The organism is Micromonospora vulcania, assembly GCF_042658605.1.
In the GTDB taxonomy this organism is placed as follows: domain Bacteria; phylum Actinomycetota; class Actinomycetes; order Mycobacteriales; family Micromonosporaceae; genus Micromonospora; species Micromonospora vulcania.
Window position 1 is genome coordinate 74,242 of record NZ_JBHSQS010000019.1, and the last position, 22,979, is coordinate 97,220.

Annotated in this window: 17 protein-coding genes and 1 riboswitch; of the genes, 7 read left to right on the forward strand and 10 right to left on the reverse strand. The window is 71.8% G+C overall.

Features of this window, described 5'->3' with window-relative positions; translation table 11 throughout:
- The first annotated feature begins 28 nt into the window (after window positions 1-28).
- Window positions 29-1,045, forward strand: coding sequence for an SMP-30/gluconolactonase/LRE family protein (locus ACFQGL_RS25330; protein ID WP_377514932.1), 1,017 nt, complete (start codon window positions 29-31; stop codon window positions 1,043-1,045).
- A gap of 113 nt (window positions 1,046-1,158) precedes the next feature.
- Here ACFQGL_RS25330 and ACFQGL_RS25335 read toward each other — a convergent pair whose 3' ends face one another.
- On the reverse strand, window positions 1,159-2,427 hold the full coding sequence (locus tag ACFQGL_RS25335; RefSeq protein WP_377514933.1) for a L,D-transpeptidase: 1,269 nt from the start codon (window positions 2,425-2,427) through the stop codon (window positions 1,159-1,161).
- A gap of 847 nt (window positions 2,428-3,274) precedes the next feature.
- On the opposite strand from ACFQGL_RS25335, the gene ACFQGL_RS25340 reads away from it, so the two are divergent.
- A complete protein-coding gene (locus ACFQGL_RS25340; RefSeq protein WP_377514935.1) occupies window positions 3,275-4,228 on the forward strand; it encodes a sugar phosphate isomerase/epimerase family protein in 954 nt (317 codons plus the stop codon).
- Window positions 4,229-4,250: 22 nt separating this feature from the next.
- Window positions 4,251-6,359 (forward strand): PQQ-dependent sugar dehydrogenase, encoded by a 2,109-nt coding sequence (locus tag ACFQGL_RS25345; protein ID WP_377514936.1) that lies wholly within the window; start codon window positions 4,251-4,253, stop codon window positions 6,357-6,359.
- A 53-nt stretch (window positions 6,360-6,412) separates the two neighbouring features.
- On the opposite strand, the gene ACFQGL_RS25350 is transcribed toward ACFQGL_RS25345, so the two are convergent.
- The 4 genes from ACFQGL_RS25350 to pdhA form a co-directional block, all read right to left on the reverse strand.
- Complete coding sequence (locus ACFQGL_RS25350; protein WP_377514937.1) at window positions 6,413-8,092, reverse strand: right-handed parallel beta-helix repeat-containing protein; 1,680 nt, start codon at window positions 8,090-8,092, stop codon at window positions 6,413-6,415.
- Window positions 8,093-8,221: 129 nt separating this feature from the next.
- A complete protein-coding gene (locus ACFQGL_RS25355; protein WP_377514939.1) occupies window positions 8,222-9,625 on the reverse strand; it encodes a dihydrolipoamide acetyltransferase family protein in 1,404 nt (467 codons plus the stop codon).
- Entirely contained in the window at window positions 9,622-10,638 is a 1,017-nt protein-coding gene (locus ACFQGL_RS25360) for an alpha-ketoacid dehydrogenase subunit beta (protein ID WP_377514955.1), read from the reverse strand. The genes ACFQGL_RS25355 and ACFQGL_RS25360 overlap by 4 nt, the downstream gene beginning before the upstream one ends.
- Complete coding sequence (gene pdhA / locus ACFQGL_RS25365; RefSeq protein WP_377514940.1) at window positions 10,635-11,801, reverse strand: pyruvate dehydrogenase (acetyl-transferring) E1 component subunit alpha; 1,167 nt, start codon at window positions 11,799-11,801, stop codon at window positions 10,635-10,637. The genes ACFQGL_RS25360 and pdhA overlap by 4 nt, the downstream gene beginning before the upstream one ends.
- 106 nt (window positions 11,802-11,907) lie before the next feature.
- Here pdhA and ACFQGL_RS25370 point away from each other — a divergent pair, with 106 nt between their 5' ends.
- Together ACFQGL_RS25370 and ACFQGL_RS25375 are read left to right on the forward strand one after the other, a co-directional pair.
- Complete coding sequence (locus tag ACFQGL_RS25370) at window positions 11,908-12,414, forward strand: Lrp/AsnC family transcriptional regulator (protein WP_377514941.1); 507 nt, start codon at window positions 11,908-11,910, stop codon at window positions 12,412-12,414.
- Window positions 12,415-12,488: 74 nt separating this feature from the next.
- A complete protein-coding gene (locus ACFQGL_RS25375) occupies window positions 12,489-14,651 on the forward strand; it encodes an acyltransferase family protein (protein ID WP_377514942.1) in 2,163 nt (720 codons plus the stop codon).
- 31 nt (window positions 14,652-14,682) lie between these two features.
- Here the strand turns inward: ACFQGL_RS25375 and ACFQGL_RS25380 are convergent, their stop codons facing one another.
- The 4 genes from ACFQGL_RS25380 to ACFQGL_RS25395 form a co-directional block, all read right to left on the reverse strand.
- Entirely contained in the window at window positions 14,683-15,654 is a 972-nt protein-coding gene (locus ACFQGL_RS25380; RefSeq protein WP_377514943.1) for a DNA polymerase domain-containing protein, read from the reverse strand.
- An 88-nt stretch (window positions 15,655-15,742) separates the two neighbouring features.
- Window positions 15,743-17,047, reverse strand: a complete 1,305-nt coding sequence (locus ACFQGL_RS25385) for an acyltransferase family protein (RefSeq protein WP_377514945.1) — start codon at window positions 17,045-17,047, stop codon at window positions 15,743-15,745.
- Window positions 17,048-17,069: 22 nt separating this feature from the next.
- Window positions 17,070-18,044 (reverse strand): NAD-dependent epimerase/dehydratase family protein, encoded by a 975-nt coding sequence (locus tag ACFQGL_RS25390; RefSeq protein WP_377514947.1) that lies wholly within the window; start codon window positions 18,042-18,044, stop codon window positions 17,070-17,072.
- Between the two features lie 26 nt (window positions 18,045-18,070).
- Window positions 18,071-18,961 (reverse strand): glycosyltransferase family 2 protein, encoded by an 891-nt coding sequence (locus tag ACFQGL_RS25395; protein ID WP_377514948.1) that lies wholly within the window; start codon window positions 18,959-18,961, stop codon window positions 18,071-18,073.
- Window positions 18,962-19,285: 324 nt separating this feature from the next.
- Here ACFQGL_RS25395 and ACFQGL_RS25400 point away from each other — a divergent pair, with 324 nt between their 5' ends.
- Window positions 19,286-20,734, forward strand: coding sequence for a glycosyltransferase family 39 protein (locus tag ACFQGL_RS25400; RefSeq protein WP_377514950.1), 1,449 nt, complete (start codon window positions 19,286-19,288; stop codon window positions 20,732-20,734).
- Window positions 20,735-20,760: 26 nt separating this feature from the next.
- On the opposite strand, the gene ACFQGL_RS25405 is transcribed toward ACFQGL_RS25400, so the two are convergent.
- Entirely contained in the window at window positions 20,761-21,087 is a 327-nt protein-coding gene (locus tag ACFQGL_RS25405; protein ID WP_377514951.1) for a hypothetical protein, read from the reverse strand.
- Between the two features lie 165 nt (window positions 21,088-21,252).
- A riboswitch (ZMP/ZTP riboswitch) is annotated at window positions 21,253-21,342 on the forward strand.
- Window positions 21,343-21,360: 18 nt separating this feature from the next.
- Between ACFQGL_RS25405 and ACFQGL_RS25410 the strand changes: the two genes are divergently transcribed.
- Complete coding sequence (locus tag ACFQGL_RS25410) at window positions 21,361-22,797, forward strand: glycine hydroxymethyltransferase (RefSeq protein WP_377514953.1); 1,437 nt, start codon at window positions 21,361-21,363, stop codon at window positions 22,795-22,797.
- Window positions 22,798-22,979 lie beyond the last annotated feature (182 nt).

Sequence of the window (22,979 nt, forward strand, 5' to 3'; positions counted from 1 at the left end):
GTCGAGGTCGGCGGTGGAGAATGAGCCGATGCTGATCCCCCGGCCCCGACCGCCCCGGCTGATCCGGCCCGTCCGCGAGGCGCCCACCGTGCCTCCTCCGCTCACCGGCGCGTGGGCCGCCACCGATCTCCGGCTCGACCAGGTCGACCTGCTGCCGCTGCCCGACGGCGCCGTCGGCCCGGAGGACGTGCTGGTCGACCCGAGCGGCCGGGTCATCAGTGGCGACGAGGACGGCCGGCTCTGGTGGTGGCCCTCGGACGCTCCCGCCGGCACCCGTCCTCAGTTGCTGGCCGAGACCGGTGGCCGACCACTGGGCATCGAGCTGGACCCGGGCGGCGAGGCGCTGGTGGTCTGCGACGCGTACCGCGGGTTGCTGCGGGTCACGCCCGACGGCGCGGTACGCGAGCTGACCGGGACGGCGCCCCCGGTGCACCTGGCCAACAACGCGACGGTGGCCCGCGACGGCACCATCTACTTCACCGACTCCTCCGACCGGTTCCCGGTCTCGCACTGGAAGCGGGACCTGCTGGAGCACCGCCCCAACGGTCGGGTGCTCGCCCACCACCCGGCCAGCGGGCGTACCGAGGTGGTGACCGAGGGGCTGTACTTCCCCAACGGCATCGCGCTGACCCCGGACGAGTCCGCGCTGATGCTGGTGGAGACCACCACCCACCGGCTGCTCCGCGTCGAGCTGGGCGGCGGGGTCCGAGAGCTCGCCGACCTGCCGGCCTATCCCGACAACCTCTCCGCGGTGGGCGACGGGACGTACTGGATCGCGCTGCCCAGCCCGCGCGTGCCGGTGGCCGAACGGCTACTGCCGTACCCTCGACTGCGCCAACTCGCCGCGTTGCTGCCCGACGCGATGCAGCCGCAACCACGCCGCTACGGGCTGGTCGCGCTGGTCGACGGCACGGGCGCGGTGCTCCGGACGCTGCACGGCCCCACCGGGACCTACTCGATGATCACTGGGGTACGCCAGCACGACGACCAGCTCTGGCTGGGCAGCCTCACCGGCCCCGGGGTGGCCCGGGTACCCCTGGCCTGAGCGACCGAGTCGGCCCGCCGTGATGGGCCGGGGTGGCCCGCGTACCCCTTGGCTTCAGCGACCGGAGCCGGCCCGCCGCGATGGCGGACCGGCCCGGGGGCGTCGGCGTTGTCTCAGCGGCCACTGACCGAGGGCGCCGGGGCGGGCGATCCGCCGGCCACCGCACCCGGGTGTGCCGGGGCGACCGGCGCGGGCCGGAGCCCGGACGGCACCGGCAGGGCGCTGCCCTTGATGTACTCGTCCCAGCTCACATTCCACGCCGTCCAGCCGTTGCCAGCCTGCAGTGGCACCTCGGTGCCCTTCACGGTGACCAGGTCACCGACCTGGGTCACCCCCATCAACCAGTCCGCCGCCGTCGCGGAGACGTTCGCGCAGCCGTGCGAGACGTTGGTGTAGCCCTGATCCCCCTCCGACCAGGGGGCCGAGTGGATGAACTCACCACCCCAGGTGAGTCGCTGGGCGTCGTCCACGTCGACCACGTAGCCGCCGTTCGGCTCACCGCGCGTGTCGAAGGTGGTCCGCTCGTGCTTCTCCATGATCACCATCTTGCCGCTGGAGCTGGGCGTGCTCGACTTGCCGAGGCTGACCGGGATACGACGGACCTGCTTGCCGTCCCGCAGCACGGTCATCTGCTTGGTGGCGTTGTCGATCTCCAGCGAGACCTGCTTGCCGATCGTGGAGGTCGCCTTGTGTTCGGCGTCGCCGACCCGGTCCTTGCCGATCGGCAGCCCCTGCAATCCGGCCCGGACGCTGATCGTGGTGCCCGGTTTCCAGAAATCGGGCGCCCGGTAATAGACCTGACTACCGTCGTCCAGCCACGACCAGGCACCCGGCTGAGGCGGACTCGTCTTTACGAACAACCGACGCTGGACATCCGCCCTGGCCTCTTTCGGAATTCCCGGGTCGAACGCCACGGTTACCGGCATCGCCGTGCCGTACGTCCGATTACCGACGAAATAGAGGGTGCTGGTGATCTCCGGTTTACTGGATTTGGCCATCGTCGTGAACGTCGTGGTGCGGGTCGTCGTGGCACCGTGGTCACCGGTCGCGGTCACCTCGGCGGTGTACGTCCGCTTCGGCTGCAACGGCGCGTTCGGCACCCAGGCCGAGCCGTCCTCGCGGGGCTCCGCCTTGACCGGCGTGCCCTTGTCGTCGGTGAGCCGTACGGCAGTGATCCGTCCGCCCTTGACCGAGGTGCCCACCTCGGCGCTGACCGGCACCTCCCGGGTCTTGTCACCCGGCGTCACGATGAGTTCCGGCGGGGCGGGGCGTGCCTTGCCCGATCCGGCCCCTGCGTCCCGGTCGGCTGTGCACCCACCCAGGATCAGCGGTGCGGCTGCGATGGTTACCGCCAACAGCGTCAATCGCCGCCTCGACGTCATGTTCAGTCCCCCCGTTTTCGACTTCCCTCTGCCACATTCTCGCTGCCTCGACAGAGGCGTCCAGGCCATTCGGAAATAATCGGCGGCGCATTTATCGGCGCATTTTCCGATACTGCGCCTCAACGGCTCGACCGCCCTTGAATGGGTGCCACCCGCCCACTCCGACCGTCGCCACCCCGCCGCTGCCGCAACGTCCCGTCCGAGCCGTGCCGCGCCGACTCGCCCGTACGTCCACAGTTGCGCGCCTTCCCCCCGGCTACGCCGCGGGCCGCGGGCCGCGGGCCGCGGGCCGCGGGCCGCGGGCCGCGGGCAAGATCGCGCTTGATCCAGGAAGTAGTGGCCTCGACAACGCAACAACCCCACTCGATCCTGGTTCGAGTGGCGTCGGCGGCCACCGCCGCCGTCCAGCTCGACCGGCGACCAGCGACGCCGCCGCCGAGTGGGGTCGGCGGCCAACGCGGTCGTCGGGCTCGACCGGCGGTCGGCGGGGCCGCCCGCGCGCACCGTCGGCGGGCCGGCACGTGGGGAGTTCGGGCCGCTGGCGCACCTCGGGGGCCGACTTTTGTCGGCAGCAGCGAAACTTCTGCCGGTCGGGACGAAGCTTTGCCTTCGTCCGGAGGCAAGGGTAGGGTCCCGAATCAGATAGAAAGTTGCCCATTCGTCGATCAGCCCGCCGCCGCCTTGCCGGGTCGCCGCGCTCCGCTCCCGATGGGTCCGGGCCGCACCCGCGCGCCGTCCGTCATCGTCCCGCCGGATCTTCGGTCCGGCCGGTTCGGCGCGCCCGGCGGTGGCAGCCGGTCGACCCGCCACCGGCGGCGCACCACGCCGTCAGGAAAGGACCACCCCCATGGATCGACAGACCTCCCCGGCGGAGCCCTTACCGGCATCCGGGCCGGTCAGCCGGCGCGGCGTGCTCCGCGCGGCGACCGTTTCCGCCGCCGCGGTCGGCGCCGCCGGCCTGCTCGCCGGTCCCGCCGCCGCGTCGGCCGGGCACTCGCACGGCCGGCGCCGAGTGCCGGTGGACCGGATCAGCATCCAGCTCTACACCCTGCGCGACCAGCTCGCCGCCGACCTGCCCGGCAGCCTCGCCGAGCTGCGCCGGATCGGCTACCGGCGGGTGGAGCACGCCGGTTTCGTCGGGCGTACCGCCGCGCAGTTCCGGGCCGCGCTGGACGCGGCCGGGCTGCGGGCCACCTCCGGGCACACCGGCATCCCCCAGCCGTTCGACGCCGCCGCGTGGGAGCGCGCCCTGGAAGACGCGAACGTGGTCGGCTCCCAGAAGATCGTGCACCCGTACTTCGGTCGGGACGCGAGCGGCCGGCCCTACCGGGACCCCGCCGTCTACCGCGCTCTGGCCCGCGACCTCAACAAGGCCGGCCGGCTCGCCGAGCGCGCCGGACTGGACTTCGGCTACCACAACCACCAGTTGGAGTTCGTGCCGCTGACCGACGGGTCGACCGGCTTCGAGATCCTCACCGGGCAGACCGATCCCCGGCTGGTCCACTTCGAACTCGACCTGTACTGGACCTGGCGGGGCGCGCACGACCCGGTCGACGTGATCGGGGCCAACCGTGGCCGGATCCGTCAGGTGCACGTCAAGGATCTCGACGTCGAGGGCGGGTTCGCCGACCTCGGTGACGGCGTCATCGACTTCGGCCGGATCTTCGCCCACGAACGGGAGGCCGGCCTCGAGGAGTACATCGTGGAACGCGACGACGCGGGCACCGCGCCGCGTACCCCCGCCGACGCCCTGGACACCGCCCGGGTCGGCTTCGAATACCTCGCTTCACTCCGGTACTGACCACCACTCGGGGGACTACCTGATGAACAGGACCGCATTCCTGTCCGCCCTGCTGCTGGTGACCGCCGGCCTGGCCGTGCCGCCGTCCGCGGCGACCGCCGCGCCCGCGCCGGCCGCCGCGCCGCCGGACAGCAGCTTCCAGAAGGTGACGCTGAACGACTTCCCGGGCGAGCCGATGAGCCTCGCCGTCCTGCCCGACCTGCGAGTGCTGCACACCTCCCGCACCGGCGAGGTCCGCATTCACGACCCGCGTACCGGGCTGAACACCCTGGCTGCCGACATCCCGGTGTACGAGCACGACGAGGAGGGTTTGCAGGGGGTCGCCATCGACCCGAACTTCGCCCAGAACAAGTGGGTCTACCTCTACTACTCGCCACCGATGAACACCCCCGTGGACGACCCGGCCACCCCGGACGTCAACGAGGGGGACGCGCCGATGGTCGGCACCGAGGCCGACTGGCAGCGCTTCCGGGGCGCGCTGCGGCTGTCCCGGTTCAAGCTCGACGGGATGAGGCTGAACCTCAGCACCGAGCAGCAGATCATCGACGTGCCCACCGATCGGGGCATCTGCTGCCACGTCGGCGGTCAGATCGACTTCGACAGCAAGGGCAACCTCTACCTGTCGACCGGTGACGACACGAACCCGTTCTTCTCCGACGGCTATATCCCGATCGACGAGCGGGCCGACCGGCATCCGGCGCTGGACGCCCAGCGCAGCTCGGCCAACACCAACGACCTGCGCGGCAAGCTGCTGCGCATCCGGGTCAAGGCTGGCGGCGGTTACACGGTTCCAGCCGGCAACCTGTTCAAGGCGGGCACGGCGCAGACCCGCCCGGAGATCTACGCGATGGGCCTGCGCAACGCGTTCCGGTTCGCCGTCGACCGGCGCACCGACAACGTCTACCTGGCCGACTACTCGCCGGACGCCTCCGCCTCGAACCCCGAGCGTGGGCCGGCCGGGCACGGCCGGTGGATGCTGATCGACAAGCCGGCGAACTACGGCTGGCCGTACTGCCTGACGCCGACCCTGCCGTACCGCGACTACGACTTCGCCACCGGCCTGTCCGGTCCGAAGTTCAACTGCAAGCGGCCGGTCAACGACTCGCCGCACAACACCGGCAAGCGGATCCTGCCGCCGGTCGAGGCGCCGCAGGTCTGGTACCCGTCCGCCGCCTCCGGTGAGTTCCCGCAGCTGGGCACCGGTGGGATCGGGCCGATGGGCGGCCCGGCGTACGACTACGACGGGACCAGCACCTCCCGTACCCGGTGGCCGGCCTACTACGACGGGGTGCCGCTGTTCTACGAGTGGACCCGAGACTACATCAAGGAGTTCCGGCTCGACGAGGACGGCGACGTGCAGGACATCCGGCCGGTGGTGCCCACGACGGTGGTGGACAACCCGATGGACCTGGAGTTCGGACCGGACGGCGCTCTCTACGTGCTGGAGTACGGCGACGGCTACTTCGCCGAGAACCCGGACGCCCAGCTGTCCCGGATCGACTTCGTCCGGGGCAACCGGACGCCGATCCCGAAGATCAGTGCGACCCCGACCGCTGGACAGGCGCCGCTGACCGTCGCCTTCTCCAGCGCGGGCACCACCGACCCGGACGGTGACCCGCTGCGCTACGCGTGGGACTTCGACGCGGACGGCTCGGTGGACAGCACCGCCCCGAACCCGACCTGGACCTACCAGGCCAACGGTTCGTACAACCCGACGGTGAAGGTCACCGACCGTACCGGTCGGTCCGCCGCGGCGACGCTGCCGCTGCTGATCGGGCCACGCGCGCCGATCGTCGAGTTCGTCGCACCGGTGGCCGGGCAGCCCTTCCAGTTCGGGCAGACGGTCGCGTACGAGGTGCGGGTCACCGACGACCTGCCGGTGGACTGCTCCCGGGTGCGGGTCACGTACGTGCTCGGCCACGACGAGCACGGGCACCCGCTGTCCACGTCGACGGGCTGCACCGGCTCGATCCCCACCTTCGTCGACGGCGGCCACAGCGGTGCGGACAACCTCACCGCTGTCTTCGTGGCGGAGTACACCGACGCGCCGACCGACCCGGGCGTACCGCCGCAGACCGGCACGGCCCAGGTCGTGCTGGATCCCGACCCGGTGGCGGGTCTGGCTGGCTGATCAGGTCCCGGCGGCGGCGGTCGGTGTTCCCGGCCGCCGCCGCCGGCTTCCGGTCAGTCCCAGTCGCTGTCGTCGTGGTTGTCGCGCCAGCGCCCGCCCAGTGGCGGGGTGTCCAGCCGCAACCCGTCACTGACGTTGCCGACGAGGTCGTTGTCCTCGACCCGGCAGTCCACGCAGCTGCCCCGGTCGGTGATCCACAGCCCGTGGGTCTGGGTCGGGGTCTCGTGGTTGTCCCAGATCCGGTTGCCCCGGACGGTGGCCGAGTCGAACACCGCGTCGATGGTGATGCCGGCACGCCGCTCCGGGGCCGCGGACAGGTCGTACCGGTGGCCCGGCGGAGGAACGGATCCGCTCCACCCGGTCAGTGCGTCGGGACGGACCGGGGCGAGGGTGAGTTCGTCGCCGCTGTTCGAGGCGACCATCGCCACCGCCTTGCCCACCCGCAGCACCTTGCCCCGGTGTCCGTCGTGCGCCCAGTTCGCTCCCCGGTCCACCAGGGACCGCTCGTTGTAGCGGACGTTCTCGCCGGTGCCGCCGGCGGCCTGTGCGTACTGCCGGCCGTTGTTGCGGATCCGGTTGTTCAACACCACCGCGTCGATCATCGGATGGTCGATGCGGATCGCGTCCAGCCCGTTGCCCCAGAACTCGTTGCTCTCGATCACGATGTCCCGGATCGGGCCCTGGTAGCCACGCCCGAGGTCGTGGGAGCGGTAGCCGTGCTGACCGTTTCCGCTGATCCGGTTACCTCGGACGGTATACGGGCCCGCGGTGTTGCCGAGGCTGACGCCGTCCCGGATGTTGTCGTCGATCACGCAGTCGGTGAGCAGCCCGCCACTGCCGGCCACGCCGGAGGTGCCACGCGCGGAGACGTCGAAGCCGGTCTCCAGGTTGCCGGTCATGGTGCAGGCGGAGACGATCAACCCGTCCGCGCCCCAGTCGGAGATGCCGAACCGGTTCCCCTGACTGTGGCAGCCGATGATCCGGTAGCCGCGCGGTGGGGCCCAGTAATCCTTCTGCAGTTCGAGGAAGATGCCGTTGGTGCCGTTGGCCAGGGCGGTGCAGTTGGCGATGGTCAACCGCTCCACCGCTCCCCAACCGCCGATACCCACGCCGATCCCAGCGCCGCCGATCTGCTCGCCGTTGTCCAGGCGGCCGCAGCCGACCACCACCACGCCGTCGATGAGGCTGTCCTGGAGGAAATCGCAGCCCAGCCCGGTGGCAGCGGTGTGGTGGATGTAGAGGTTGCGGAACACTCCCCGGACCACGTACTGAAGGCCGAGGCCCTTGGCCAGGTAGTTGTACTCGGCCATCGCCACGCCGGAGCCGTCGATCTCGAAGTCGGCGAAGGTGCAGTCGGCGATGTGCCGGCCTCGGTCGGCACCGTGCTGAAGGGTGGTCCAGAACGCCAGCGGGGTCGGATCGGACCGGTTGCCCTCGTTGCTGAGCAGGAAGCGGGTCGCGGCCGACCCGGCCCCGATCAGTGAGACGCCGCTGCGCCACACCGTGCCGGCGTCGCGGATCGAGTAGATACCCGGTGGGCAGTAGATGACCCGGGCGCGGCCGTCCGCGAGGTAGGCGGCACCGAGCCGGTCCACCAGGGCGGCCAGCGCCGGCTGGTCGTTGGTCGCGCCGTCGCCGGTCAGGCCGTATTCCAGCGCGTTGCAGTAGAGCGGAGCGCCGGCCAGGGCGGGGCGTCGTTCGCGGACGTGACTGGGAAGCACCTCGTACAACACGGCCCGGCCCCCTTCGACGCGACGACGCACCACGCCGGGGGCGACTTCCCGCGTACGGGTGCCGGAAACCCCGGACGCCGCCCGGCCCCGGCGCCGCACAGGGCAGCGCCGGGGCCGGGGTACGCCGGGTCAGACGGCGGCGATCAACAGCGCCGGCCGCTCCACGCAGTCGGCGACGTGCCGCAGGAAGCCGCCGGCCACGCCGCCGTCGCAGACGCGGTGGTCGAAGGTGAGGCTGAGCTGGGTCACCTTGCGGACGGCGAGCTGCCCGTCGACGACCCACGGCTTGTCCACGATCCGGCCCACCCCGAGCAGTGCCGCCTCCGGGTGATTGATGATCGGCGTGGAGCCGTCCACGCCGAACACCCCGTAGTTGTTCAGCGTGAACGTGCCGCCGGTCAACCGAGACGGCGCCAGGGTGCCCGCCCGCGCCGCCGCGGTGGTGGCCGTCAGCTCGGCGGCCAGCTCGGCGGTGGTGAGCCGCTGGGCGTCGCGCAACACCGGGACCAGCAGGCCCCGGTCGGTCTGCGCGGCGATGCCCAGGTGCACCCCGGCGGACTGGACGATCTGCTGGGCCTCGGTGTCGACCCGGGCATTGAGCTGCGGGAACCTGCGCAGACCCGCGAGGCAGATCCGGGCCAGGAGGGCCAGGATGCTCACCGGGGCGTCCGGCGTCGCGGCGTTGATCGCGGCCCGCGTCTCCAGCAGCCCGGTGGCGTCTACGTCGACCCAGATGGTCACCTCGGGGATCTCCCGCCGGCTGCGGGAGAGCTTGTCCGCGATGACCTTGCGCACTCCGGTGAGCGGGACGATCACGTCGCCGTCCCCGGTGGGCGCCAGCGCCACGTGCGGGTCCGGCACGGCGGCGAGCCGAGCGGCGGGCACGGCCAGCGCCGCCTCCACGTCCGCGCGGCGGATCACCCCACCGGGTCCGGTGCCGCGCAACGCGGCCAGGTCGACGCCGTTCTCGCGGGCCAGCCGCCGGACGATCGGCGAGATGACCTGAGGAGCCGGGGGGTGGGTCGAATCGGCCGTCGTCGTGGGCCGCGCCGGAGCACCGCCGGTGGCCGGGTCGGTGGCACGGGCCGGGCCGGGAACGCCGCCCGGCACGGTGTCGGCGAGCGCGGCGTCGGTGGGCTCGGGGGCCAGCGCGAGTCGGGGCCGACGCCGACGCCGGGTGCCGCCGCCGTGCCCGGTGCCGTACCCGATCAGAACGTTGCCGGAGCCGGCCCGCTCCTCCTCGCGGTAGGTGGCGTGCCCGGCCGGCTCGTCGCCGCCGTCCAGCGGCGCGATGGTGATCAACGGCTGGCCGACCGGGCGGACCTCGCCCGCCGCGCCGTGCAGGGTGACGACCCGGCCGGCGTACGGGCAGGGCACGTCGACGACCGCCTTGGCGGTCTCCACCTCGACCACGCTCTGGTCGACCGTGACCACGTCGCCCACCGCGACCCGCCACTCGACGATCTCGGCCTCGCTCAGCCCCTCGCCCAGGTCGGGCAGGAGGAAGACCTGCGTCCGCTCGACCGTGGTCATGCCGCGCTGCCCTGCGCCAGCCAACGCGCGTCCGGCTGGTCGTCCCACTGCAACCGGGCCACCGCGTCGAGCACCCGGTCCACCCCGGGCAGGTGGGTGTGCTCCAGCATCGGCGCCGGGTACGGAATGTCCAGCCCGGCGACCCGCAGCACCGGGGCGTGCAGCGCGTGGAAGCAGCGCTCCTGCACCCGGGCGGCGATCTCCGCGCCGACACCGGCGAAGCCGGGCGCCTCCTGGATCACCACGCACCGGCCGGTACGCCGGACCGAGGCGGTGATGGTGGCGTCGTCGAACGGCACGATGGTGCGTACGTCCACCACCTCCAGGTCCCAGCCCTCCTCGCGGGCGGCCTCGGCGGCCTCCAGCGCGACCGGCACCGCCGGCCCGTACGCCACCAGGGTGGCGTCGCGGCCGGGCCGCCGGACGACCGCCCGGCCGAACGGCTCGGTGGTCGCCGGCAGCGCCGCCTCGGCGCTGGCGAAGTAGAGCTTCTTGGGCTCCATGAAGACCACCGGGTCGGGATCGTCGATCGCCTCGCGCAGCAGCGAGTACGCGTCCTCGACGGTCGCCGGGGTGACCACCTTCAGGCCGGGGGTGTGCGCGTAGTACGCCTCGGACGAGTCGCAGTGGTGCTCCACGCCGCCGATCCCACCCGCGTACGGCACCCGGATGACGATCGGCACGCTCAGCGCGCCCCGGGTCCGGTTGCGCAGCTTCGCCACGTGCGAGGCGATCTGCTCGAAGGCCGGGTACGCGAACGCGTCGAACTGCATCTCGACCACCGGCCGCAGCCCGGACATGGCCAGGCCGACGGCGAAGCCGACGATGCCGGCCTCCGCGAGGGGGGTGTCGAAGCAGCGGTTCTCGCCGAATCGGGCCTGCAGGCCGTCAGTGATCCGGAAGACGCCGCCCAGTTGGCCGACGTCCTCGCCGAAGACCATGACCCGCTCGTCGGCGGCCAGGGCATCGGCGAGCGCGGCGTTGAGCGCCTTCGCCATGGTGGTGGCCATCAGGCGTCACCCTCCTCGTCGCGGGCGGCGGCCAACTCGGCGCGGACCTGCTCGCGCTGTTCGATCAGCTGCGGGGTGGGCTCGGCGTAGACGTGCTCGAAGAGGCTGAGCGGGTCGACCGTGGGCTGGTCGTTCATCCGGGTCCGCAGCTGCGCCGCGTACGCCTCGGCCTGCTCGGCGATGTCGGCGACCGCCGCGTCGTCGAGGACCCCGCGGGCCCGCAGGTAGGTCTCCAGCCGGGCGATCGGGTCCCGGTCGCGCCAGGCGTCGACCTCGGCGCCGTCCCGGTAGCGGGTGGCATCGTCGGCGTTGGTGTGCGGCTCCATCCGGTAGGTGTGCGCCTCGACCAGGAACGGCCCGTTACCGGCCCGGGCGTGTGCGACCGCGCGGGTGAGCACGGCGAGCACCGCCACCGGGTCGTTGCCGTCGACCTGCTCGCTGGGCACGCCGTAGCCGACGCCCTTGTACGCCAGCGACGGCGCGGCCGTCTGCCGGGACAGCGGGACGCTGATCGCGTACCGGTTGTTCTGCACGAAGTAGACCACCGGCGCCTTGAACACGGCCGCGAAGTTGATCCCCTCGTGGAAGTCGCCCTCGCTGGTGGCGCCGTCGCCGATGAAGGCCAGCGCCACGGTGTCCCGCCCCTGGTACGCCTCGCCGTGGGCCAGCCCGGCGGCGTGCACACACTGGGTGGCGAGCGGGGTGCACTGCGGTGCGGTCCGTACCGCTGCCGGGTCGTAGCCGCAGTGCCAGTCGCCGCGCAGCAGGGTGAGCACCTCGACCGGGTCGAGGCCCCGGGCGACCAGCGCCATCGACTCGCGGTAGGTGGGGAAGACCCAGTCGGTGTCTCGGACCGCGAGCACCGCGCCGACCTGGCACGCCTCCTGGCCCCGGGACGACGGGTAGACGGCCAGCCGACCCTGCTTGGTCAGCGCGGTCGCCTGGGTGTCGAACCGGCGGCCGAGCACCATCCGGCGGTACATCTCCCGCAGCGCCTCGACAGGCGGCTCCGGGTAGTCGGTGCGGGCGGGCAGCGGCGTGCCGTGCTCGTCGAGCAGGCGGACGGGCTCGGCGTCCGGCAGCAGCGGGCGCGCCGGGTCGGGCGGGGTGGCCGCCCGACGGGTGCGCGGGGATGCCCTGCGGACCGCCTGGGGAGTGGTCGTCACGGCGGAACCTCCTGGGACGTGTTGTGGGCCTATGCTTCCTCCTGTCGGATGATTGACTCAAGATCCACGCCGAACGCGGGACGGTTGGCATACGGAGGTCGTATCGGTGAGCCAGGAGGCCGCAGACGGGGCAGCCCCGGCAGCCGGATCGGGACGATCGGCACGCCCTCTGGACGAGGTGGATCGGCGGATCCTCGACGAGCTGGTCCGCGACGGGCGCACGTCGGTGCGCACCCTGGCCGAACGGATCCACATCTCCCGCACCAACGCGTACGCCCGGGTGGAGCGACTGTTGCGCGACGGCGTGATCACCGGATTCCGCGCGCAGGTGGCACCCGAGGCGGCCGGGCTGGGCACGTCGGCGTACATGGCGTTGACGATCGAGCAGAACACCTGGCGGGAGGTGTCCGCCGAGCTGGCCCGGGTCCGCTATGTCGAGCACGTCGCGCTCCTGAGCGGCGAGCACGACGTGCTGGCCCTGGTCCGGGCACCGGACAACGCCACCCTGCGGGACGTGGTGCTGGACCGGGTGCAGCGCATCGCCGGAGTGTTGTCGACCCGTTCCTGGCTGGTCTTCGAGGAGTACGACGGAACGCAGAGCCCCTGGCAGTAGGCCCATAACACGAGACCGATGACAAATGGGCCAAATGGAGGGCTCTACTCCAAAAGAGCCCTACTATCCGCGACGTGGCTATATCCAACGAGTTGTGGACACAGGCCAGGGCCGCCGCCCCGCCACCGTCGAAGCCCACTCCCACATCGAGCAGCCCGCGGTCCTTCCGGGGGGACATCGAAGGCATGCGCGCGATGGCGGTGCTGTTGGTGCTCCTCGGCCACGCCGGAGTGCCGCACCTACCCGGCGGCTTCGTCGGTGTGGACGTGTTCTTCGTGATCTCCGGCTTCCTCATCACCGGCCTGCTGCTTGAGGAACTCGACCAGCGTGGCCGGCTCTCGCTCACCGACTTCTACGCCCGGCGAGCCAAGCGCCTCCTGCCCGCCGCCGCGACGGTCCTGCTCGTGACCCTGGTGCTGACCTATTTCTTCCTGCCCCGTGGCCGTTGGTTGACGACCGCTTGGGACGTCATCGCCAGTGCGTGCTACGCGATGAACTGGCGCATGGCGGCGCAGTCCCTGGACTACGTCGCCGCCAACGACGCCCCGAGCATCGCCCAACACTTCTGGTCGCTCGCCGTCGAGGAGCAGTTCTACCTGGTCTGGCCACTGCTGCTGATCGCCCTCGGGTGGTTCGCCCGGCGCAGGGGCCGCGGGCATCGCGGCCTCTACCTGTTCGGGCTGGCGTTGATCGCGATCCCCTCGTTCGCGTGGGCGTTGTACGTCTCGCCGACCGACGCGTCGGCGTACTACGTGACCACCACCCGGATGTGGGAGTTGGCGCTGGGCGGTGCCGTCGCCGTCACCGCCATCTGGTTGAGCCGATCCCCACGCCTGGTCGCCGTACCCCTGGCCTGGGCGGGGCTGATCGCCGTCGGCGCCTCGGCCGTGCTGATCCGCACCGAGGCCGGCTTCCCCGGGTACGCCGCTCTCGGCCCCACCCTCGGCACGGCCGCGGTGATCGCCTTCGGCTCGGCGGCCGGCCGGGCCGGGCCCGCCCTCCTGCTGGGCAGGCAGCCGTTGCGCTACGTCGGCGGCATCTCGTACTCGCTGTACCTGTGGCACTGGCCGGTGCTGATCGCCGCGCAGGCGTACTTCGGTGACCTCGGCGTCGGCGCCGCGCTCGCGGTCGTGGCCGCCTCGGTGATCCCCGCCGTGCTGACCTACCACTTCGTCGAGAACCCGGTCCGCCGGTCCCGGACCCTCGCCGATCGGCCGCCGGTCGCTCTGCGCGTCGGAGCCGTGTGCACCGGCGCCGCCGCGTTGGCCGGTCTGGCGTTCCAACTGGTCGTCCCGTCGACGGCTGGCCCGACACCGGCGTCGTCGGTGGTCATGGGCCAGGTGCCGGGGGCGAGCACGCAGGCGGCGCCTCCGCCCGCCCCGGGCGCCGCGGCCCTCGGTTCCTCCCCCCGCACCAGCCGCGCCGGGGTGCCCGTCGACCGGGTCGCCTCGATCACCCCCGACCCCGCGAAGGCGGCTCAGGACGCGCCGCTGGTGCAGGTGACGAAGAGTTGCCATGTGAGCCTGGAATCGTCGAACCCGGAGGTCTGCGTCTATGGAGATGCCAACTCGGCGACCAGGATCGCGCTGGTCGGCGACTCCCACGCGGACCACTGGGTCCCTGCCCTGCGCCGCGCGGCGGAGACGAACGGCTGGCGCCTCGCCACCTACACCAAGGGCGGCTGCCCGTTCCTGACGGCCGAGATCAACCTGAACGGCCGGCCCTACTCCTCCTGCACCGAATGGAACAAGAAGGTACGGGCCGGCCTGCTCGGCGGGAACCGCCCCGACCTCCTGATCGTCACCAACGCCGAGTACCCGGTCCGGGGCGAGCCGCCGGCGAAATGGCGATCCGCGATGGTCCGCGAGCTGAAGGAAACGTGGAGCGGCATGGTCGCGGAGAACGTCCCGGTGGTGGTGCTGCGGGACACGCCGCTGCACCTGAAGGACGTCGCCGAATGCGTGTCGAAGAACCTGAATCGATTGAAGAAGTGCGCCACGCCCCGGGCCGAGGCCCTCAGCCGTGGGGGCGGTCCCGCTCAGGAAGAGGCAGCCGACGGGCTCACCGGCGTCCACCTGATCGACCTGAACGACTGGATCTGTCCCGCCGACCGGTGCGCTCCCGTCATCGGAGGCGTCCTCGTCTGGCGCGACGCGCACCACCTGACCGCCACCTACTCGACGACGCTCGGACCCCAGGTGGGCGCCGCACTCAAACCGGTGATCGCCAAGCTGTGACCCCTTCGGCCGCGACCTGAGGGCGGGAGGGTCAGCGTTCGGGCGGGGCCTGGAGCCCCTCCCGGTCGGCCAGCTCCAGCAGCGGCTCCAGCGAGTGCCGATCGCCGTCCAGGCCGGCGTGCGGGTCACCCCGCTCGGCGAACCGGGCCGGCAGGGACAGCACGTCGAAGTCCTCCGGGCGGGCGTCGTCCAGCTCCGCCCAGGTCAGCGGCGCGGACACCAACGCCCGGGGCGTCGGCCGGATCGAGTACGCCGAGGCCATCGTGTGGTCCCGCGACATCTGGTTGTAGTCGACGAAGACCGGCCGGTCCCGCTGCTCGCGCCACCAGGTGGTGGTGACCAGCTCGGGCAGCCGGCGCTGCATCTCCCGGCCCAGCGCGAGCACCGCCCGCCGGCAGTCGCCGAAGCTCCACCGCGGCTCGATCGACAGATAGATGTGCAGGCCCCGGCCGCCGGTGGTCTTCGGGTAGCCGGTCAGGCCCAACTCGGCGAGGAACGCCCGTACCTCCCGGGCCACCGGCACCACCTGCTCGAACCCGACGCCGGGCATCGGGTCGAGGTCGATGCGCAGTTGGTCGGGGCGCTCCACGTCGGCGGCGACGACCGGCCACGGGTGAAAACGCAGGGTGCCCAGGTTGGCCGCCCAGATCACCACGGCCAGTTCGCTCGGCGCGACCTCGTCGGCGGTACGGCCGCTGGGGAACGTGATGTGCGCGGTGCGCACCCACTCGGGCGCACCGGCCGGCAACCGCTTCTGATAGAACGCGTCGCCCCGGTTGGTCTGCCGGGTGGCGATCGTCGCGCCCTCGAAGACGCCGCGCGGCCAGCGTTCCAGCATGGTCGGTCGGTCCCGCAACGCGCGCAGGATGCCGTCACCCACCGCGAGGAAGTAGCGGACCACGTCCAGCTTGGTCAGCCCACGTTCCGGGAAGTACGGCTTGTCCGGGCTGGAGACGCGGACCAGCCGCTCCCCCACCCGGATCTCCTCCGCCGCTGTGGCCACGCCCCCGAGAGTACGACGCGGGGGCGGGCCAGGCGGCTATCGGCCGCAGACCAGCGCGGCGGCTATCGGCCGCAGACCAGCGCGGCGGCTATCGGCCGGAGAGCAGCGAGGCGCGCTGCTGCGGCAGCTCCTCCGTCGGGCCGCCCGCCGACGGCGTGGGCGTCGAGGTCGGCTCCTCGGCCACCGCGCTCTGCTGTTCGACCGGCACCCGCGGGGCCGAGCGGCGGGCCACGAAGCCCGGCGTCCAGTCCTTGAGCCGCAGCGCCGGCCGCTCGACCAGCTTCCACGAGACGAACGCGGCGGCGAAGGCGACCGCCACCGACATCGCCGCGAACGGCACGTACCCCCAGCGGCTCCAGCCCAGGCTCGCCATCACCTGCTGGAAGATGAACCCGTAGATGTAGATGCCGTACGAGTAGTCGTTCTTGCGGCCCACCCAGTGCAGCTGGCGCGGCATCCGGACCGACAGCCAGATCAGCAGGTACGCGAACGCCGGCAGGCCGATGGCGAAGAAGCCGCCGAAGAGCAGCGACAGCCCGAGGGCCAGTGCCGAGCCGATGCCCAGCGCGTCGTTGATCGGCACCCGCTCCCGGTAGAGGTCCAGCGTCGCGCCGAAGGCGAATAGGAAGCCCAGGTAGACGATGTAGTGGAAGCTCATCACGCCCACCAGGGGCGAGTCGAACGTCCAGCTCGCCGTGGAGGCCGGGCCGCTGAAGTGCCCGGAGCTCCACCAGTCCTGCACGATGCTCAGGTAGAACGCGACGGTCAGGAACAGCACGAACCGGCGGGCGTGACGCAGCACCGCGGTCACCGCCAGCACGCCCACCACGACGTAGCAGAACATCTCGTACTTCAGCGACCACAGCGCGCCGTTGAAGACGCTGGAGTTGCTCTTCTGACCCCACGGGGTGCTCTCCCGCAGCAGGTCCTGGATGCCGTACTGGCGGACACCGGTCCACCAGTTGGCCTGCAGGTAGGCCAGCGGGCCGCCGCGGTCCCACGGGTTGTCGAAGAGGCCGTCGGTGGTGCCGTGCTCGCGCAGCGCGACCAGCGGGGCGACCACCAGCGCGGTGATCAGCAGGCAGACCCAGAGGCCGGGGAAGATGCGCAGGCAGCGGTGCCACGCGTAGCGAATCAGGCCGGTACGCCGGGCGCTGCGGGTGATGAGCAGGCCGGAGAGCACGAAGAAGCCGTACACGGCCATCGTGCCGACGTTGGTCTGCCGACCGAACAGGTGGTAGCCGAGGTCGTTGGCACCGAAGCCGAGTGGCTTGGAGTGCGACAACACGACGCCCACGGCGAGGCAGAGCCGGATCAGACCGATACCGTTGCTGCGGCCGGAAAGGAGGTCGGCCAGCGTGCCGCGGGACCGGACGAGGGCGGGGGTAGTCATGCGGTCAGGAACCTCTCGACCATCAGGCGGGCACCTCGGCGCCGGCGTGCTCCCACAACTGCTTCATCTCAGTGTGCAGATCATCGCTCGGCGACCAGCCGAGCACCGTGGCGGCCAGCCCGACGTCCATCCGCTGCCAACTGGTCTCGGCGGGGCCGGTGCGCTCGGCCTCGACCAGATCGGTCGGCACCTCACTCACGTCGATGAGGAGCTGGACCATATCACGCGCGCTGGCCGCGACTCCCCGACCGATGTTGATCACCTGGCCGGGCGCGTCGGGCCGGGTCGCGGCCAGCAGCACGGCGGCGACCACGTCGCTGAGCCCGACGAAGTCTCGCTGGGAACCGAGGGGCGCGAGCTCCAGGCGGGCCCGCTCGCCGGCCCGCTGAGCGTCCCGAAGCCGGGCGGCGACCACCCCGAGCAGGCTGTGCCCCGGCTGGCCGGCGCCGATCACGTTGCCGACCCGCAGCGTGACGCCGTCGATCCGGCCCTGTCGGGACGCCTCCGCGACCGCCCGGGTGCAGCGCAGCTTGAACTCGCCGTACGGCATCACCGGCGCCGGCGTCAGCTCCTCGGACATCGAGGTGTCGACCGGGACCAGCCCGTACTCGTGCACGCTGCCCAGCTGGATCACCCGGACCCCGCGGGGCAGCCGGGCCACGGCCTCGATCAGCCGCTCGACGAGAGTGACGTTGACCGCGACCATCTGCGCGTCAGTCAGCCCCCACATGCCGCCCGCCGCGTTGACCACGACGTCCGGATCCAGGTCGCGCAGCACCGCGGTGATCTCGTCCACGTCGGCGTCGGCCAGGTCCAGCGCGCGGACCACGACGCCCGAGCCGACCTCGCGCACGTTCCGTGCGAGGGCGACCACGTCGTGACCCTGGTCGGCCAGCGCGTGGCAGATCGGGCGGCCGAGGAAGCCGGTGCCGCCGAGCACGACCACCCGCAGCGGGCTGTCCGCGTCCTCCAGCGGACGCCGCGGTTTGACGATCATGCGCTCCCCCTGGCGGTCGTCGTCGCTCATCGGCCCGGCCCGAACGCGTGCCGGGAGAGGCTGCGGATGCCGGACATCTGCCCGGAGCGGACCGCCGCCGGCAGCAGAGTGATGGCGTGCAGGCGGGACGACGTGTACCGGCGGGCAGCCCGGGCGGCACGAGGCCAGTTCTGCTCGTCCATCCGCCGGGCGACGTCGACGAAGTAGGCCCGCGCCTCGGTGAACCGGGAGCCGTTGACCGCGTCTGCGGCGGACTTGCTGACCGCGTGCCGGCGGTACTGGAAGCAGAGGGTGTTGTCCACCGCCATCTGCTCGCCCCGCTGGATCAGGTCGATCACCAGGGCCAGGTCCTGGATGACCTGGAACTCGTCGCGGAAGTCGACGGCCTTGAGCGCGTCGGTGCGCCAGCAGATCGACGGGAAGTAGAACCAGCAGCCGCGCAGCAGGCTGGCCGCCAGATCCTCGCCGCCCATCAACTCGCGGGAGTCGACGCGAGGGGCGTAGAGCCGCCGCTTGGCCTCGTCGACCATGGTGTTGACGACCGTGCCGTCGGCGTCGATGACCTCGACCCCCGGCTGGATCATGCACACACCCGGGTACTGCTCGATCACCGATCGCACGGTCTCGACATAGTTGGGGTGCATGATGTCGTCCGTGCCCATCATCACCAGGTACTCGTGTTCGGCGAGGCCGACGCACTTGCGGTAGTTGCCGGTGACCCCGAGGTTGTGCTCGTTGCGCTGGTAACTGACCCGCTCGTCGGTGATGCCGGCGAACCATTCCGGCACCCCCGGCTCGGTGCCGTCGTCGACCACCGTCAGCCGCCAGCCTGGGTCACTCTGCGCCATCACGCTGCGCACCGCTGCCTGCATAAGAGGCACACTCCCGTAGTACGGGAGCATGATGTCGACAATCATCGGTTGCGCGAGCCTCACTGTGCGTGGTGGGGGTGGCGATCGGCGCGGCCACGTTACCAGCCTCGCACAGACGTCGCGGTACCGGCGAACGGGCGCGCGGCCCCCCACCGCGACGGCAGCGTCCGGGCCTCGACGACGGGTCCGACCGTGGAACCGGCGGGGGCTATCATCGTCGCGCCCGCACCGCACGCACCCCCGGATCGGACGCCGATGTCAGACCGCGCCGTCGCCACGGACGCGCATCCCGCGCAGACCGACACCGGACCGTCCCCGGCGCCGGCCGGGCCAGACCGTCGGCGGCTTCATACCCTCGTGCGTCGGCTGGTGCGGAGCGTCTGGTTCTGGCCGACTGCGTTCGCCGCGCTCGCGGTCTGCTGGCGGATCGGCGACCCGGAGATGTGGCACGACGAGCTGGTCACCGTGAACGTGGCGACCCGCTCCACCGGTCAGATCCTGGGCATGCTGGCGAACGTCGACGCGGTGCACGGGGCCTACTACCTGTTCATGCACGGCTGGACCACGCTGGCCGGCACCGGGCCAACCGCGGTACGACTGCCCTCGGCACTGGCCATGACCCTGGCCACCGCGTGCGTCGCGCTGGTGGGGCGCCGCGTCTTCGACCGGACGGCCGGCGTCGCCGCCGGATTCGCGTTCGCCCTGGTGCCCACCGTCACCCGGTTCGGGCAGGAGACCCGGTCGTACGCCTTCGTCGTCCTCGCCGCCGCGGCGGCCACGCTGCTGCTGCTGCGCGCGCTGGAGCGGCCCGGGTTGCTGCGCTGGGTGGCGTACGCGCTGGCGGTCGCCGGGATCGGTGTCGTGAACGTGGTGGCGCTGACCCTGCTGCTCGGGCACGGGGTCGCTGTTCTGATCCACTGCTGGCGGGAGCGCCGCTGGTGGTCGCTGGCCTGGTTCGTGCTCAGCGCCGCCGGTGGGGTGGCGATCGCCGCGCCGGTGATCCTGCGGGGCATGAAACAGGCCGGGCGGCAGATCAGCTGGATCCCGGACAGCGCGCCCTGGACGGTCTGGGAGCAGGCCTACGGCTCGCCGCTGATCGCCGCGGCGGTGACCGCGCTGGCCGTCGTGGGTGTGCTGACCCACCTGCGCCGCGACACCGCGGCTCGGACCGCCGTCGCGGCGGTGGTCGCCGCGCTGCCGCTGCCGGTGATCCTGGTGGCCTCCACCGGCGACATCAACTACTTCTTCTCCAAGTACCTGCTGTTCCTGCTGCCGGCCTGGGCGGTGCTGGCCGGCGCGGGCGTCGCCGCGCTGCGCCGTACCCCGCTGGTGGCGGTGGCGCTGGTGGCGCTCGCCGCGCTGTCCGTGCCCGGTCAACTGGCGCTGCGGGCCGAATATTCGCACGGCTGGTACACCTATCCGCAGGCCCGGGCGTTCACGCCGCTGTCCTACTCGGGGGCGGCGCGGATCATCGAGGCGGACTACCAGCCCGGTGACGGGCTGGTCGCGGGTGGCCCATGGTGGTGGATGCACGAGCCCGGGGTGCGCTACTACCTGCCGGCGGACGTCGCACCGCGCAACGTCTTCCAACAGCGATCGGCCGCCCAGCGCGACGAGCTGTTCGGCGCGGACTGCGCCGACCCCGCGCGTTGTCTGCGGGACGAACCGCGCCTCTGGGTGCTGGTGCCCTCGGTCACCGACGCGCCGCTGACCAAGCTGCCGAAGAAGCAGGCCGCCGTGCTCACCGAGAAGTACGACGTGGTCCGGGTCGCGCACGCGCCCGGGCTGACCGTGGCCCTGCTGCAACGGCGCGGCTGAGCACCGGCACCTGGGCGGGCACCCGCTCAGGTGATCAGCAGGACCCCGACCAGGATCAGCGGCAGCCCGACGAAGAGGAAGATGCCGACCCCGGTGAGCACCCGCCCACCGCCGGCCTCCTCGCGCTCGGGCGCGAGCCCGAACGTGGCGCTCGGGCCCAGCATGCCCATCCGGCTCAGCGTCAGGTCGCCGGTCACCCCGAGCAGCGCGCCGACCACCATCAACGCGATCCCCAGCCGGGAGGTGAAGTCGCCCCCGGCGACCGCCACCCAGACCGCCGTCGCGACCGCGACCAGGACCGCGGCGATCACGAACAGCAGCAGTGCTTCCCGCAGACCTCGGACGACCGTCATCGGCGAATACACCCCTTCGTCTCGCGGCGGTCCGCCCGCCCCGGGCGACATTGTTCCCCATCGAACCGTCGCGGCGCTGTCCCGAACCGGACGAGCCGCGCACGCGTACGACACGGGCGCGGTACGCGTCCCGAGACCAGTGGGGTCGGGTCGGGCGGTAGGATCATCGTGGGCCGTTACTGGCGCGTGAAGATGGACAACCATCGGGGAGCGGTCCCGTCACGAGGACGTCTGCCGAGCGCCTGGGCCTTCCGCACGTCTGTAGGAGGTCGCATGTCGCGCAACGCCGAATCCACCGCATTCCGAAGTGCCCTCGAGGTGATCCGGGCCGTCGAGCCGCGGGTGGCCGACGCCATCGGTGCCGAGCTGACCGATCAGCGGGAATCGCTCAAGCTCATCGCCAGCGAGAACTACGCCTCCCCGGCGACCCTGCTGGCGATGGGCAACTGGTTCAGCGACAAGTACGCCGAGGGCACCGTCGGGCGCCGCTTCTACGCCGGCTGCCAGAACGTGGACACCGTCGAGGCGCTCGCCGCCGAGCACGCCCGGGAGCTGTTCGGCGCCGCGCACGCGTACGTGCAGCCGCACTCGGGCATCGACGCCAACCTGGTCGCGTTCTGGGCGGTGCTGGCCGACCGGGTGGAGTCCCCCGCGCTGAAGAAGGCGCAGGTACGCCAGGTCAACGACCTGACCGAGGCCGACTGGTACGCGCTGCGCCGCGAGCTGGGCAACCAGCGGATGCTCGGCATGTCGCTGGACGCCGGCGGCCACCTCACCCACGGCTTCCGGCCGAACATCTCCGGCAAGATGTTCGACCAGCGCAGCTACGGCACCGACCCGACGACCGGGCTGATCGACTACGACCGGGTGGCCGAGGTGGCCCGCGAGTTCAAGCCGCTGATCCTGGTCGGCGGCTACTCGGCGTACCCCCGGAAGGTGAACTTCCGGATCCTGCGGGAGATCGCCGACTCGGTCGGCGCCACCTTCATGGTCGACATGGCACACTTCGCCGGCCTGGTCGCGGGCAAGGTGTTCACCGGCGACTTCGACCCGGTGCCGCACGCGCACATCGTCACGACCACCACCCACAAGTCGCTGCGCGGCCCGCGCGGTGGCATGGTGCTCTGCCAGCCCGAGCTGGCCGACCAGGTGGACCGGGGCTGCCCGATGGTGCTCGGTGGTCCGCTGCCGCACGTGATGGCCGCCAAGGCGGTCGCGCTGGCCGAGGCGCGCCGGCCGGACTTCGCCGACTACGCCCAGCGGATCGTGACCAACGCGCAGGCCCTCGCGGACGGGCTGCTGAACCGGGGCGCGAAGCTGGTGACCGGCGGCACCGACAACCACCTGGTGCTGATCGACGTGTCCGGCTACGGGCTCACCGGCCGCCAGGCCGAGCAGGCTCTGCTGGACTCGGGCATCGTGACCAACCGCAACTCGGTCCCGCAGGACCCGAACGGCGCGTGGTACACCTCCGGCATCCGGATCGGCACGCCCGCGCTGACCACCCGTGGCCTGGGCACGGCCGAGATGGACCAGACCGCGGAGCTGATCCACACGGTGCTCACCCACACCACCGCGGGTGCCAACGCGGACGGCACCCCGTCGAAGGCCAAGTACACCCTGGACCCGGCCGTGGCCGACAAGGTCTCCCGCCAGGCCACCGACCTGCTGGCCCCCCACCCGCTCTACCCCACCGTAGACCTGGCCTAACCACCCCACCCGCCCGCACACCCGCACCCCGCGCGCGCCCGCACCCCGCGCGCCCGCACCCCGCACACCCGCACCCGCACACCCGCACCCCGCACTCGCGCGTCGATCTAGGGCAAATCGTTGTGACTAGAGATCAATGAGCGACGATTTTCCCTAGATCGACGCGGAGGGGGCGGGCGGGG

Coding starts and splice junctions, on each gene's coding strand:
- ACFQGL_RS25330 (WP_377514932.1), top strand. CDS start 29: ATGCTGATCCCCCGGCCCCGACCGCCCCGGCTGATCCGGCCCGTCCGC.
- ACFQGL_RS25335 (WP_377514933.1), bottom strand. CDS start 2,427: ATGACGTCGAGGCGGCGATTGACGCTGTTGGCGGTAACCATCGCAGCC.
- ACFQGL_RS25340 (WP_377514935.1), top strand. CDS start 3,275: ATGGATCGACAGACCTCCCCGGCGGAGCCCTTACCGGCATCCGGGCCG.
- ACFQGL_RS25345 (WP_377514936.1), top strand. CDS start 4,251: ATGAACAGGACCGCATTCCTGTCCGCCCTGCTGCTGGTGACCGCCGGC.
- ACFQGL_RS25355 (WP_377514939.1), bottom strand. CDS start 9,625: ATGACCACGGTCGAGCGGACGCAGGTCTTCCTCCTGCCCGACCTGGGC.
- ACFQGL_RS25385 (WP_377514945.1), bottom strand. CDS start 17,047: ATGACTACCCCCGCCCTCGTCCGGTCCCGCGGCACGCTGGCCGACCTC.
- ACFQGL_RS25390 (WP_377514947.1), bottom strand. CDS start 18,044: ATGATCGTCAAACCGCGGCGTCCGCTGGAGGACGCGGACAGCCCGCTG.
- ACFQGL_RS25395 (WP_377514948.1), bottom strand. CDS start 18,961: ATGATTGTCGACATCATGCTCCCGTACTACGGGAGTGTGCCTCTTATG.
- ACFQGL_RS25405 (WP_377514951.1), bottom strand. CDS start 21,087: ATGACGGTCGTCCGAGGTCTGCGGGAAGCACTGCTGCTGTTCGTGATC.
- ACFQGL_RS25410 (WP_377514953.1), top strand. CDS start 21,361: ATGTCGCGCAACGCCGAATCCACCGCATTCCGAAGTGCCCTCGAGGTG.